The organism is Elusimicrobiota bacterium, from assembly GCA_016721625.1.
In the GTDB taxonomy this organism is placed as follows: domain Bacteria; phylum Elusimicrobiota; class Elusimicrobia; order FEN-1173; family FEN-1173; genus JADKHR01.
The window spans coordinates 1,106,203-1,121,268 of record JADKHR010000001.1 but is presented as its reverse complement, the minus strand read 5'-3'; the positions used below and the strand labels follow the sequence as shown (position 1 = coordinate 1,121,268).

The following is a 15,066-nucleotide window of genomic DNA, read 5'->3' as shown; positions in this document are numbered from 1 at the left end:
GGCGAGGCAGGCCATGCTGGACCGGGGGTTCCTGGTGCAGTTTCCCGAGGCTTCCCTCCGCGAGGCGGAGCGGGCGGGGGAACCCCGCTTGGACGGGATCGCACGGAAAGACCTCACGGGATGGTTGTGGTCCTCCATCGACAACGACGATTCCAGGGACCTGGACCAGATTGAATTCGTCCGGAAAGAGGACGGTGGCACGCGGGTGTTCGTGGGGATCGCCGACGTGGACGGGTTCGTTCCCGCCGCCTCTTCCACCGACGGGGCCGCGCGAACCAACACCACCTCCATCTACACCGGGGTGCAGACCTTCCCCATGCTTCCCGAACGGTATTCCACCCACCTCACGTCCTTGAACGAAGGGGAAAAGCGTTTGGCCGTGGTGGCCGAACTCTTCGTCGCCGCGGACGGCGCGGTGAAAGACACTTCCGTTTATCCGGCCCTGGTTTTGAACCGGGCGCGGCTCACCTACAACGCCGTGGCGGCGTGGTTAGAGGGGCGCGGAGACGTTTCCGGGGGAGCGGCCGAACGGATTCGCCGGGACCCCGCCCTTCAGGAACAACTCCGGCTTCAAGACGGCGCGGCCCAGGCCCTCCGAAACCGGCGGCACGAGGCCGGCGCCCTGACGTTGCACACGGCGGAGTTCCGCCCGACGGTTTCTCCCGACGGTCAAATCCATATGGATGTTCGGGAGCCCAACCGCGCGGCCCAATTGATTGAGGATTTCATGATCGCGGCCAACCAGGTCACCGCGGGTTTCCTGGAAGGGCGGGGTTTCCCGAGCCTTCGCCGGGTGGTCCGCACGCCGAAACAGTGGGACCGCATCGTGGAACTGGCGGCCCGGCAGGGCGGGGACCTTCCCAAGGAACCCGATGCCAGGAGCTTGGAGGGATTTTTGCAAAAACGAAGGCGGGAATCCCCGGAGACCTTTCAGGATTTGTCGCTTTCGATCATCAAACTGTTAGGTCGCGGGGAATATTGCGTCCAAGGGCCCGGAGAAAAGCCCCTGGGCCATTTCGGGCTTGCCGTCCAGGGGTACGCCCACTCCACGGCCCCCAACCGGCGTTATCCCGACCTTTTCACCCAACGTCTTTTGAAGGCGGCTTTCCTCGGACGGAAAAGCCCCGCGAGTCCGGAAGATATGGCGACGCTGGCGACCCATTGCACCGCCAAAGAAGACGACGCCAACAAAGTCGAGCGTTTGGTTCGCAAATGCCTGGCGGCCGTGATGATGGAACCCCGCCTGGGCGAAACTTTCGATGGCTTGGTGACGGGCGCGGGAGAGAAAGGCACCTGGGTGCGCCTGTCCCATCCCCCGGTGGAAGGCCGCGTTCTGGGCGACACGGGGAAGCTGGGCGTCGGCGACGCGGTGCGAGTGCGCCTCCAATCCACCAATCCCTGGAAAGGCCACATCGATTTCACCCTTTTGTAAAAACCGCTCTTCCGACGACGAGTTGACAGAAAAATAATATATTATTAAAATAGTCATGTTTAAATCCCACCGGTGTTCGTTGCTCAAAGACGAGTCAGCGCTGTAGGCCAGCGAGCGGCGTCGGTCTCCGAAGGTCAGCTTTTATAATTGAGGAGGATACATTCCCCATGGAAAAAAAATCAGCAACGATTTGGATCGGTGGCGCGGCCGGCGACGGCGTGGCGTCCACGGGTGAAATTCTGGCGAAAACCTGCAGTCGGAGCGGTTTGCATTATTTCGCCCAGAGCTCCTACCAATCGGTCATCCGCGGCGGGCACGTGGTTTATCAGTTTCAGACGGGCTCGGAGCCGGTCTACACCCAGGGGGACGGCTTCGACCTCATGATCGCCCTGAACCAAGATTCCATTGATTATCATCTCAACTCCGTGAATCGCTCGGCAGGACGGGGTTTCATTTTCAACAGCGATAAGGTCAAGCTGGATCCGGCGCTCCTCCCGGCCGGGGCCATGGCCTACGGGATTCCCGTGGGAGATTTAACGGCCGAGTTCGGCCGAAATCCCGTCATGCAGAACACCCTGGCTTGCGGGGTATTGGTTTACCTTCTGGGCCTTTCCTGGGATGTTTTTGAAACAGCCATTCGATCCCAATTTGGGAAGAAGAAAGCTGAAATCGCCGACTTGAACGTCAAGGTCGCCCAAAAGGGGTTCGATTACGCCAAGTCCAAGTTCCAGACCCTGGGCGACATTCAATTGAAAGGCGACGGCCAACGCCGCATGCTCTTGGGCGCGAACCAAGCCATCGCCCTGGGCGCGGTGGCGGGCGGTTGCACCTTCTATTCCGCTTATCCCATGACGCCCGCCTCGGCCATCATGCACTGGCTGGCTCCGCGGTCCGGAAAATACGGCGTGGTCATGAAACAATGCGAAGATGAAATCGCCTCCATCAATATGGCCATCGGCGCCGGGTTCTCCGGGGTCCGGGCCATGACGGGCACGTCGGGGGGCGGGTTTGCCCTGATGACCGAAGCCCTGGGATTGGCCGGCATCACGGAAATACCCGTGGTGGCGGTCTTGGTTCAACGGGGCGGCCCCTCCACCGGTCTTCCCACGAAAACGGAACAGGGGGATCTGTTTCAGGCCCTGGGCGCCAGCCAGGGCGAATACCCCAAGGCGATCCTCACCCCCATCACGGTGGAAGACGCCTACCATTCCACCATTCAGTCCTTGAACATTGCGGAGAAATACCAACTTCCCGTCATCCTCTTGTCGGACCTGCTTCTCTCCGAACACATGGAAACCGTGGATCCCTCGGCCCTGACGAACAAAGTCCCCATCGAACGGGGGGACATCGTTTCTTCCCTTAGCGGGGACGATTACAAGCGCTACAAAGACACGCCCTCCGGCGTGTCTCCCCGGGTCTTCCCCGGGCTCGAGGGGGGCCAGCACGTGGCCGCTTCCGACGAGCATGATGAGGACGGGTGCCTGATTTCAGACATCTTCACGAACCCGACCACCCGCGTTAAAATGGTACAGAAACGCTTCCGCAAGATGGACGGTTTGGCGCGGGAAGTGGCGGGGCAGTCCATCGTGAAGGAAGGGCCCGCCGACGCCGACCTCACGCTGGTGGGGTGGGGGTCCACCTACAAGACCTTGAAAAACATCCGCCTGGCCTTGGAAAAAGAAGGAGTCAAAGTCAACCACCTGCAGTTCCGCATTGTCTGGCCTTTCCCTGCGGACGCGGCGCTGAAAGAACTGCGGGGCGCGAAGAAAGCCGTGATGATTGAAAACAATTACTCGGGCCTTTTTGCCAAACTGCTCCGCCAGGAGACCGGCCTTTCCCTTCCTCACCACATCCGAAAATTCGACGGGGAACCTTTCTATTTCGCGCCGCTTTTAGAGCGTGTGAAAGGACTCTTGAAACCCGGCGCCCCGGAAGTTCAACATTTGGTGACGGCCGAATTGGATATTGCGATTAAACGGGTCGCGGTCACCGCGTAAACCCAACCCCACAAGGAGAAACCCCTATGGTTGAACTTGCCACCCCCCAAGCGGCGTCAAAATTTCGCTCGGAGATCAAACCCACCTGGTGTCCCGGGTGCGGTGATTTCGGAGTGTTGAATTCCCTCCAAACAGCCTGCGCCACCCTGGACATCAACCCCAAGAACCTGGTCGTCGTGAGCGGCATCGGCTGTTCCTCCAACCTCCCTGGTTTCATCCATTCCTACGGCATGCACACCCTGCACGGCCGTGGGGTCGCGGTGGCCCAGGGCGTCAAGCTGGGAAATCACGACCTCACCGTGGTGGCCACGGGGGGCGACGGCGACGGCTATGGGATCGGCGTGGGCCACTTCGTCCACGCGGTGCGCCGGAACATCGACATGACCTACATCGTCATGAACAATCAAATCTACGGGCTGACCACCGGCCAGACGTCCCCGACCACCACCAAAGGGATCAAAACGAAATCCACACCCGGCGGGAACATCGAAAATGCACTGAACCCCCTGGGGATCGCTCTCATGGCCGGCGCGTCTTTCGTGGCCAGGGGATTTTCCGGCGACGCCAACGGATTGGCCGAGATCATGACCAAAGCCATCGCGCACAAAGGGTTCTCCCTGGTGGACGTCTTGAGCCCCTGCGTCACCTACAACAAAATGAACACCTACGCCTGGTTTCGCGAGCGGGTCTACAAGCTGGCGGATAAGGGCCACGACGCCACGAACATCGAAGCGGCGCTTAAGGCCAGCCTTGAATGGGACCAACGCATCGCCCTGGGCGTCCTCTACCAGGTGGAGCGCCCCACCTACGAACAGCAGGACCCCGCCCTCTCGGAGTTCGGTCCCCTCGTGAAACATTCGTTGGGCCTCTCGGACAACGATTGGAAGGCCGTCGTTCAGGAATTCATGTAACGCCTTTTCATCCTCGTCTTTTTCACAGAAAGGCCGCGGCCGGGCAAACCCCCCGCGGCCTTTTTTTGGCCGACTCCAAATTGTTACATCTTTGTTACAGGATGTTCCAGCCAAATTAAGGTGCGACCTGTAGAATCAGGGGGTGAAACAGCGCCCTGCTTTCTTTAGAATCACCTCCCTGGCCCTTCTCCCTGTTTTTCTGGGGACGAATGTCTTATTTGCCCACGCGCCGGAATCCAACCTGTGGACCGAAAGACGCCGAGCCGCCGTCGATCGCCAACAAAAAGATTCTTCTCCGGTATTGGCGTCGCTGGTGGCAGGACCGGGTCCTCTGACCGATCTGGGCCGCCTTCCGAAGGTGGAGGGAACGGTTCCCTCCCCTTTTGTCCCCAAAACCCAACGCCTCCTCCCCGAGGGATTGACGGCCGCCCAGGTTCGTCTCTTGAACGCTTTACCGCTTTCCGCCGGGACCCTTCGTCGTATCACTTTGCCGCCGGGGGGAAAGGCGGAGGGACTCGTGGTCTATATCCAGGACGTGCATGGGAATCTGGGCGCCCAAAAGAATATGGCCCAGGCCGTCGCCGCCCTGGGGGCGCGGGACGACGTCGATTTTTTTGCTTTGGAGGGGACGCACCGGACCCTGGACCTCGAACGGTTTCGTGCCTTTCCCGGCCGGGGGAGCGTGCGTTTGGTGGCCGATTTCCTCTTGCGTGAAAATAAAATCTCCGGGCCCATTCACGCCGCTTTCTCAGGACCGGAAAAGATGCCGGCCTTCATCGGGGTCGAAGATCCGGTTCTCTACCAATCCAATGTCGATGCTTTTCGGAAGTCCGCGCCGCGTTTGGCGGAGGCCCGGGCGGCGGTTTCCACGGCCCAGTCGGAATTGAAACAAAAAAAGGCCGCTGTTTATAACACCGAACTTATGAACCTGGACCGTTCAGTGGAGGCCTATCGCCAGGGGGGGAAATTCGGCGTCTATCTGAAGTTCTTGGCCCAGGCCGCTCCGGACAAAGTCGGTCCGGAGGTGAAGGGGTTTATGAGGGTTTTGGACATGGAATCCCGCTTGGATTTTTCGCAAGTCGAAACCGAGCGGACCCGTCTTCTGGAGAAACTGGCGGCCGCCCTCACCCCTGACCAGCTTCGACTCCTGGTGGCATCCAGCGTCGATTTCAGAGCAGGGCGCATCACCTCCAGCGACTTTTACGGCCACCTCTCCCGGCTGTGCTCCCAAAGTTCGGTCTCTCTCTCGGCGTTCCCGGCCATGGACGGGTACATCCGCTACGTGCTGGCGGCGGAGGCCATTTCCGCGGAAGATCTTTTCGACGGCGTCGCCCGGCTTGAAAAGGACGCTTACGATCGAACGGAAAAACCGCTGAAGAGCGTTTGCTAGTTCTCGCGGATCGTCATCTATTTTTGACCGCCAAACTGGTTGATTTCAGCCTCACGCCCGGCGAATGGGCGGACTATCGTCTGTCGACGCTCAAGGGATCAACGGCGAACCCGGCCCTTCGAGACCTGGCCTCCTTTGAGGATTTCTACCGCCAGGCGGACGCCCGCGACGCCGCCATGGCCGACAAATTCCTTTCCCTTTACCGCTCTCCTCATACCACCCGTGGCCTTCGGTTCCCGGTTTTGATCACGGGAGGATATCACGCTGGGGGGATCACCGGACGGCTGACGAAAGCCGGGTTGGCCGTCGCCTCTTTCGTTCCGCGGATTGAAAAACTGGAGGGGCCTCAGGGGGCCGCCGCCCTCACCATCTTCAGTCAGGAAAAAACCCCGTTAGAGAAGCTTTTTGAGGGAGAAAAGTTGTTTTTGGCTCCTGAACCAATCAAAGAGAATGTGGCGGAGTTCGAAGCCCCGGCCGAGATTGCGGCCTCGGAAGCCCGGTTCGGGTCTTCCGCGAGAGACGTGATGGGCCGTTTGGCGCCCGTCCCTGTGTTAAACAAAATCACTCGAATCGTCCAAACCGTAAAGGCCGGGGAATCCACGGTCACCTTTTGGTTTTCGCGGGGGGGTGCCTCGCTCGTTCGAACGCTGTCCTCGGAAGCCGGAAAGATTCGTTTCTTCTGGAAAGCCCAGGAAAGGGGTTTGATCCCGTTAAATTTGCTCCGAGAGCAATTATTCATTTTGCCCGCTTTTTGTCTCGCCGTTGCGACTTTCCTTCTTTTCGGGATGCATTCTCCTTGGGCCATTCCCGCCGCCTGGGTGGCGGGTATCGCTGGGCTGTTGGCGGGACGGAATCCGTTCTTGGGCCGCCACCCAGCTCTGAAAGCCGCTGAATTCGGCGTATCCCCAGAGAGTTACAAAACCGTCGTCGATTCAGGCTACTGGTTCTTCGGCCTGGCAACGATTTCCGCCACCATTCATTCGTTAACAGGTTTCGGAGGCGTAGAACTTGTTCCCTTGGCCACGCTGTTGATTCGCGATGGGATTTTGACCGGAATCGGTGCTCATTTCTTGTTCAACTTGGTCAGTCCCATCCCCGCCATGGGGTTCTGGCCGACTCCAAAGGGGAGCAAGGAAACCCTTTCGGTCTCGATCGGGAAATACCGACACTTGATCCTTCGTGACAGTCGAACCAAAATCGCGGCTCACCTTGAGGTTTCGTCGGAAAAGAAAGAGCATCAAGACCTCCTCTTTCATCTTCCCGCGGGACAGGCCGCGCTATTCCTCCCCGCTCATTCGGAAACGCCGTGGGCCTGGAACACCATCGCCAGCGAACCCGCCCGCGTCGAAGGAGGGTACCGGGGGGTAGAAATGACTTTGCAGGCGGGAGATCCACGGCAAATAACCATCGACCTCCCCAAAATGTTGTTGTTGAACGTCGTGTCCCTTCGGATGCAATTGTTTTATGGACGTTCGATAAGGGAAGAAGAAAAACGATTCCTCGCTTATTTGAAAGGGCTTCCCCCCGGGACAAAAAAAGCCCTGCAAGAATTAATGCCTTCTCCTCTGGAGGATATTATTGAGCCGAGGATTTATTTTGTTAAAGACCGGGGTGGGGTGATTCGGGGAGTTGAAATTCTCAAAACGACCTACGATGGACGAAAACATTATCGTGTGTTCATCGATCTGTTGAACGCCGAGCAAGCCACCCTGACCGCCAACGGAGAACTCCAGGTGGAAGGGAACCGCCCGATTGAAATTCGGTTTCGCATGGATTCGGACGTGGACCCGCTAACCCCCCTCCCATTTGAAAAAATATTTACGCTGAAGGCGAGGCGAGCCATGGCGGGGGATCGCTCTTTCCGTGATTCTGCGGAACGTTTTGCCGCCTTGGTTTACGAGGAAAAATTGTTGGCGGGTTCCTGGATGTACCCGTCCTATTTCGGTCGGGACACTCTCGTGGCGGCTCGGTTGATGTGGCCGGCGCTCACCCCGGCGGTCAAGGCAACCATCATCCAAAGCGTTTTAAACCGTTTGGGGCGTTTTTCAATGGAGGGAGCTCCGGAGGTGGATGGGTGGGTGGCCGTCAGCGATGAGAGGAATGGGGAATATCTTTTCCATGAGGCGGTGGTGGAATTCAACCGCCTCATGGAGGCCGGTCGTGAAGGGGCCGCGGTGGACCTGGTTCGTCGCGCTCTTTCCGGTCCGCGCGATTTACCCGAGTATCATGTCCTCGACGGCAATGCGCTGTTGACCGGGTTGCTCTCCCGGTTCCTCCTTGAATTGGAACCCTCCGAAAAGCAGAGATTTCTTGAGACCCGAAACGCCCGAGGAGAATCGAACCTCGATTCTGTTTTGGCTCACGCCAACGTGTTGTTGCACCTCTCTCGCCCCTACGTCGACGCGTTCCAAAAACTTCGCGAGGAACATCCCAGCGAAAGCCTGGCGGGGCTTACGAAACTGAACGATTTCCACCGAACGGCCCTGGCGTTGGTTCGAATTCAACCGGATTCCCGCGGCCAATCCTTTATCGGGAATTGGCGCGACTCGAGCGCCGCTCTCGGGTTTGGAAAATATCCCGCGGACCTGAACGCTTTTCTCATCCCAAGCGCGCTGGCCTCGCTGGAAGAAATCTTGGATTCTTTGGGGCGCACGTCCTCGAAAATGACGGAAAGGGTCGGCGAGCGAAATTGGCCGTTGCTGAAGGAGGCCTTGGATGGTCGGGTCGTCCTGGGCCGCGCCCGAGACGCATGGAGCACGGCCAAAGCCCATTTTCAGGTCGCTTTCCCCAAAGATGAAGTTCGACGCCGTCTTTCCCGTTTTTTAGCCTGGGAAGGGCATTCTCCGGAAAACCGAAAGCGTCTGGGTCGCCGACTGTTGGCTCCCGGGATTAGCGTCAAGGATTTCGTCACCGATCACGGAGATCCCCCCTGGTTGAAAGGGGGGTTTTCGTTCACCGCGGTGGCTCTGGATGGGGAGGGTCACCCCGTCCCCATCGTTCATTCGGACGAGGTTTTTACGTTGTTGGACAACACCCTCCCTGCTCCGGAAACCCGGCGGCTTGTTGATTTCTGGAGCCGCCCTTTTCCTTTAGGGCTATGGAGCGAGGCGGGCGTGTTGATTTCAAATCCCGCCTTGGCGGATAACCCCTATCTGTGGGAGGTCTTAGGTCGTCAGGCTTATCATGGAACCGTCGTCTGGGGTTGGGTGACGGCCGCCCTCGGTTTGGGTTGGGCCCGACAGTTCAAGAATGCGGAAAATCCGGCCGACCGGGAGAAGATTCTCCAAGCGCTCGGAGATTTCCTTTCCCTGCGACGGCTGTTGGGTCCGCTCGCCTTTGCCGAGGCCTGGAGTTGGGATCTCGAAGAAGACGGCCGAATGACGCCATCCCCGCTCGTCCATGGAATTGAACCCAAGGCTGCGGGACAACCGGCCGTGCCTATCCAATTATGGAGCGCCAGCGCGTTTTCGGTCGATCCAAACCTGGAGGAAGCGGCCGCGCAGTTGAGAGGGGGGCCGAGAATCCATCTCAATGGACCTAAACCTGAAGGGGTTTGGCAACGCCTTCAAAAAACGGGAGATCTCTCGCCACGCCTTTTGGATAAATGGCGGCTTCTCAAGGAGGACGCGCGTCAGATCGTGAGAGACCGTCGGGCTCGAATTCCTCGGCATCGCCGCCAACTTCAAGAGCTGGCGGCCCGGGGACCCCCTGGCGGAATCCGAGTCGCGTTTCTTCATTTCACCGCTCCGCCGAGGGTGAGCGGCGTGGATATCGTGATGACGGAACAAGCCCGTTGGTTGGCGCGAGCCGGGATCCCCGTTCGGGTGGTAGCGGGAAACCGTTCCAGCGAATTCGATTCGGTCTCCCACCTGGATTACGTGGGCATCGAGGGGTTGTCCTCGATGGAGGAATGGGAGATCGATCAGAATTTGGAAAAAGTATTGAACAACCAGGACGTTGTGGTGGTTCACAATGTTCTTTCGGTTCCAATGAACCTGGCTTTGACCGCGTCTCTCCATCGCTATATAACCCAACATCCAGAAAAGCACTTCATCGTTTTCGTGCACAATGCGATGGAGCGGGAAGAGGTTCACTACCCGCTCAGCTTGATGAATCCCAACCTCTTCCTTCCGCAGGTCACCTATGTAACGGTCAGCAAAGCCTATCGCGAGGTGATCGCCCGAAGTTATCCGCGGTCCCCGCCGTTCCAAGTCGTCCCTCCCGCGCTTTGGGCTTACAACCCCGATTACCTCACCACGGAGGCGGCGGAAGAGTTTTCTCAAAATGGGCTTTTCACCCAAGATCTCGTGATGTTGCTCCCAACGAGGGTGGATTGGAACAAAGACATCCCCAAAGCCCTCCAGATTACCGAAGCTTTGGCTCGTCGGCGACCTAAAACAAAATTGATCCTGGTGGTGCCAGGAGTCAGTTCTTTTGAAGATCTTCTCCGCGAGACCCGAGCGAACCGCGATGCGGGGGCGGCGGATTGGCTTGACCGAACCATGCGAAAGGTGGCGGAAAAGCATGTCGTCTTCCTGGATGCCACGCGGATTTCTGGTTTTCGCCGCCATCGCCAGTACATATCGGACCTCGTGGTGTTGTCGGACGTCTTGTTGATGCCTTCCCGCATGGAGTCCTTTGGAATGCCGGCGATTGAGGCCGCGTCTGTGCGAACCGTGGTCGCCGCCACGGACCTGGCGCCCCACAAGGAAACCATGGGGAACGGAAGCCCCTTGTTCTCCATTGACGACTCCCCCGACCTCATTGCCGATCGGCTTCTGGCTTACATGGATCGCCATTCCCCGCGGGACCTGGGCCCCCAGCAACGGAACGTGATCGAGAGATTCGAATGGGACAATGTGATGGCGGACAAATTTATTCCCGTCCTTGAAAATGCGATTGAATCCTTGCCGCGAGTGGGGACGGCGGTTCTTCTTCACCGGCGGGGCGAAGGCGTTCGGGCCTACGAGCACCTCCACCGGATCTTCCATGTTTTGGCGTCGTCCCCCGGTTCTTGGCGCGACGTTATCGGCGAGACCAAAATGGGGGGGGTGGCCGAAATACTTTTGGCTTTTCGTTCCCGATACCATGTCGGGGAAAATCCGGACCTTGCCGTCTTAAGGGGCCGTTTCGTGGAGCCCGCGTTGGCGGCTTTGGCTCGGGGGTTCCCGTCGGATATGGATAAAATCGACCGCTGGCTTGGGGAAACGGCCCGGATTGTTTCCGCGGCGGATCTCTTGATGAACGATCATCGACACACCGTGGCCCTAAATACCTTGGGGGAATTTCATCTTCTCTCTGGTCGCTGGGAAGAGGCCCGAACCGCCTACGAAGAATCGAGGCGTATCGATCCTCAAAACCATGATGCGTGGGCGGGGTTGGCCGCACTGGAAGAAAGGGCGTCCCACCAAACGAATGGGAAAGGAGCTTCTGGTTTGGGGGGAGTGATGTTCTGGTTGCTCCGGGTTTGGAATTTAGCTGTCCCCGCCCGGTTCCAAATGGGGGAAGAGTCGTGGCAACAATCGGCGTTTTTGACGGAAGGTCTTTTTTCCGTGAGTCTCGGCGTGTTCCTCACCGCCGCGTGGGCGGCGGTGACCGGAGACGATGGGCACCTTCCGAATCTCTTGGCCGGCTCCGTGTTGGGCGTGTTCGTGGGCGGGCATTTCGTGGACCTTTTAACGGGGGATCGCTCACGGGCGCCGCCCAACATGATATCCGCGTTTCTGATCGCCGGCCTGAGCGCCTCGCCCCTCTTGTGGGGAGCACCGCCGGCGGTCGTCGTACCTTTGTTCTTTGCGGTACACCATGCCGTCAATCGTTTTCTTCGATGGCCTCGCTTTCGCCAAGGGTTTCTGTCAATCGATAAAAAGGCCGTGAGGGCCGTTTTCCTTTTTGCCGTGGTGGTTTTTTCTCCGTTGCTTTTGTATTTCGGAATTCTGGCCGCGTTATTGCCATTTGTCTTTCACCTCCCGGCCTTTGAAATGAAAACCCTATGGCTCTCCCCCGAAGCCTTGGGGGGATTGGGATCCGCTCTCATTTTGGCAACGAGGAAGTCCGATCTCCTGGAGGCTCTCAGGCAAGCCTACCAAGTCGCCTATTCCGGGTCCAACCCCGCGGCCACACCGGCGAAATGGAAAGGGTCCCCCTCTCCATCCACAGAGAGCCATGGCCTCGAGGGTTTGGAAGAATCGATCTTCGTCTGGCCGTCCCGCACGGAATGGCCTCGCGTGGTCGCGCTCTTGGGAAGACAGACCGCCGAGGTTTTGGACCGGCTGAACGTGGGATCGCGATCGGTTCTGGTCTCCGTCGGTCCGGGAGGGCGGTTGGTCAATAAGGGTCAGCCTTGGGGTCTCACCCTGGAGGACGGCGCTCTTCGCCGCGGAGCCACGGTGCATCTCTTTGAACGCAATCCTGTCTCTTTTAGACGGCTAGAGGTCGCGGCTGAAACCAATCCCTCAGGCCACGGGAAAATTATTTTGGCTCAAGAGGCCAGGGATTCCCGCGGCCTGAAAGGGACAGCGGATGTGGTGATGGCTTTTAGCGTCATTGCTTCCCCCTACGCGGAGGAAAGCGATCGACGGGAGACCCTTCATCGAATGGTGGAAATGCTTCGTCCAGGGGGGATCTTGCTGATCGGCTGGTACAATCGCAACCCGACCTACAAGGAGAACAGCGAACGCCTGTTGGAAACCTTCACCCGCGAGGGGAAAGGGACTCTCACAAAATTATTTGAAGGAAACGAACCCGCTGAAAGCATTCTGTTTCACGGGTGGGTCGGTTATGAATGGAATCCCGGCTCCTCCCGGCCCCCCGTGGATCCTTCTCACGCACGGCCCAAGGCCCCACGCGAAACCACCCACACAGGGAGGGGCGCCTGGGGGGATGGGCTGAAATCCTTAGGGTTGGGTTTAATTTTCTTTTTGTCGTTGGGTTTGATCCACGACGGTCGCGCGGAAAGTGTAGGTCCGTTTGCCCCTGAAAATGGGGTGGATGGATTGGTTTCTTTCAGTGCGGGTCCTGATGCGGAAACAGAAGAAGAGGAACAGCCCGAAGGGATCGTTTCCCAATTCCTCCGAAATAGAGGGTTACAGTCCGAGAAAGACCTTTGGCCTCTGGTGATCGATTGGTCAAGGGAAGTCCTTTTGGGGCCGGGGCCCCTGGAAGAACGGATATTAAATTTGAGTCCCCTGGAATCCTATGTGCTCTTGGATATCCTCTCTCGGCAAGACCCGACGATCCCGATGGGCCCGACCACCACGGCACATGTCCGCGCGCAACTTTTGGTGAACATCCTCTCGGAACTGGACCGCGAAATCAAAAGCGGTCCGGCCCCGGAGGATACGAGCCTTTATGGCCCGATTCTGAACCTGATTCTCCATGACGGCGAGGGTCTTGGCCGCCGGGCTTTTTTCGCCCAGGTGGTTCGCTCGGAACAACAGGATGCCCTTTTCAGGCTCATTCCCGATTCCTTGAAAGGCCTTTTATCGGTCCGAATGAAAGAGTCTAGTTCTCGCCAGACATCGCCGCCTGCGGGTCTCCTTCCTTTCATTGGGCGCCCTGTATTTGACGGATTAACCAGGTGGATGGGTTTAAAATACCACCACCTCGTTGCCGCCGGGATCGCGGGTTTTGCCGAGCAGGTGGTATTGGTGGGGGGGGCGGGTGTGGTGGCGGAGTGGATCGGGGTTGGCACATGGAGGGCCCTCCTGTGGCTGGTCCTCTCGACGGGCTTTCTCTGGAAATCGTTTCCCATCTCACATGGGGAAAAAGGGTTGTTTTTCGATAAGGCGTGGATAGACGAGGGGTGGTTCCTGAAGGAAAGCTATATATTTGATCAAGATCGCCGTTTATTGCGCTTGGTGAGCCACTGGTTCTTTGGTCCTTTCCTGGTGATTTCGCTGGTTCCTTTTATTCTCCCGTTCCTGGGAATCCCTGTTCTGGGTTCACCTCAGCAATGGTTGGTCGGGGGGGCCTTTGTGTCTTCCCTTATCCACGGTTTATATAACAGTTTTTTTCCGTTCTACGGAAAAGTAGCGGCTTTGGGGGGAGGGGCTAAGTCGGGGGTCGGGAGCGACGTGGAGGCGGCCAATGTTGAGTTTCTCGCGGTGGTGGCCGCCTTTGCCGGTGGGGGGGGGAACTTCAAAGGAAAAGATCTTGCTTCGACCCTCGAGTGGCTCCTGCCTCGTCCGGGGTCCTTGGAGGTTGAATCCTTGGACGTGCGGGCGATCCGGGCCCTTCGCCGGGGGGTGGAGGCGGTTTGCGATTCCACGAGAGGCGGTTCAATGAAAAAGGCGCTGGAAGTGAAGTTCCGGGAAGAGAAGCTTTCTCGTCCAGACGTCGCATCGGCTCTTCGGATGTTTACGTCGCTGGGATCCGGCACCGTTCCCGTCGCGGGGCCCAACGCATCGGTTCCCGTCTTTCTTTCGGCGATTTCAGGTTCCGATCTTCCGGCCTTGGACCGCCTCATGAAGTCCCACCAAGCGGCTTATGCTTTGGCCGAAAGTTTAGGCGTTCCGCCGCCGCAACTTCTTCTCACCGCCGCCGACGATGAGGCTCAACGGGTGTTAGCCGGTCTGGTTAAGCTCCCAGCGGGTATCGTCGTCCTGGCCCCCTCTTCAGACGCGCCCGGGACCGTATCCGCCGCGCGCTTGGAAGAAGGGTTTCTGAACTGGAGAGCGAATTCCCCTTTGGCGAACACTCCGTTGGCGATCGCCGTGGGTCTGCCGGCTGGATACGAAATCAAAGGTCTGGAGTCGTTACAGGAAGACTCTCCCATCAAGAATGCCTTGGAGACTCTTCTGGGGTTGCTGGGTGAGCTGAGACCGTCGATCGTGGACTTTTCGAATTGGCTCGAATTGTCGGTCCTGGTGTCGAAACAAGCTTGATTTGTTCCCTCTATTTTTAAAACCCTTGACAAGCGGCCGAACAAGCATTAGATTTGGAGAGCCATGAAATTACTGCCGAACACCCACTGTCCCGCCTGCGGGGGCACGATCACATTCTTTGACGTCATGAGCATCGTCACCCCCTTTCAATCCATCTCCTGCGCGACTTGCGGGGAAATGGTCTTCCTTCGGCACCGATGGGGTCTGATGTTTATTGCCCTGGGGGTATCCCTATTTTCGGTCTTGGTGGCTTTTTTGATAATGGCGAATGAATGGATGCCGGGGTTCGCGGTTTTTATTTTGGTGTTCCTCATCCCGGTGGTGGCCGAGTTCATTATTACGGCACACGTGGTTAAAAAAAAGGGGTTGGTGGTTCGGCGGAATCCCTAGGAAGAACCGTTATCGGATGTTCAAGATCCCCGCTCCCGCGGGGATTTTTATTGGGGGGAAT

General features: G+C 58.1%; 6 protein-coding genes. All 6 read left to right on the top strand.

All coding sequences use genetic code 11. The features are described from left to right. The first annotated feature begins 13 nt into the window (after positions 1–13). The 6 genes from IPP35_04710 (at position 14) to IPP35_04685 (ending at position 15,005) form a co-directional block, all read left to right on the top strand. Positions 14–1,432 carry an RNB domain-containing ribonuclease gene (locus IPP35_04710; protein ID MBL0058403.1) on the top strand — a complete coding sequence of 473 codons (1,419 nt, stop codon included), beginning with the start codon at positions 14–16 and terminating at the stop codon, positions 1,430–1,432. Between the two features lie 167 nt (positions 1,433–1,599). Then, positions 1,600–3,429: a 2-oxoacid:acceptor oxidoreductase subunit alpha gene (locus IPP35_04705; protein ID MBL0058402.1), complete on the top strand. Its 1,830-nt coding sequence runs from the start codon at positions 1,600–1,602 to the stop codon at positions 3,427–3,429. Positions 3,430–3,455: 26 nt separating this feature from the next. After that, the gene (locus IPP35_04700) at positions 3,456–4,340 is read left to right on the top strand and encodes a 2-oxoacid:ferredoxin oxidoreductase subunit beta (protein MBL0058401.1); all 885 of its coding nucleotides are present in this window, start codon (positions 3,456–3,458) and stop codon (positions 4,338–4,340) included. 142 nt (positions 4,341–4,482) lie between these two features. After that, a complete protein-coding gene (locus IPP35_04695; protein MBL0058400.1) occupies positions 4,483–5,730 on the top strand; it encodes a hypothetical protein in 1,248 nt (415 codons plus the stop codon). Beyond that, on the top strand, positions 5,724–14,615 hold the full coding sequence (locus tag IPP35_04690; GenBank protein ID MBL0058399.1) for a glycosyltransferase: 8,892 nt from the start codon (positions 5,724–5,726) through the stop codon (positions 14,613–14,615). Before IPP35_04695 ends, IPP35_04690 begins: the two co-directional genes overlap by 7 nt. Positions 14,616–14,678: 63 nt before the next feature. After that, positions 14,679–15,005, top strand: a complete 327-nt coding sequence (locus tag IPP35_04685) for a hypothetical protein (protein MBL0058398.1) — start codon at positions 14,679–14,681, stop codon at positions 15,003–15,005. Positions 15,006–15,066 lie beyond the last annotated feature (61 nt).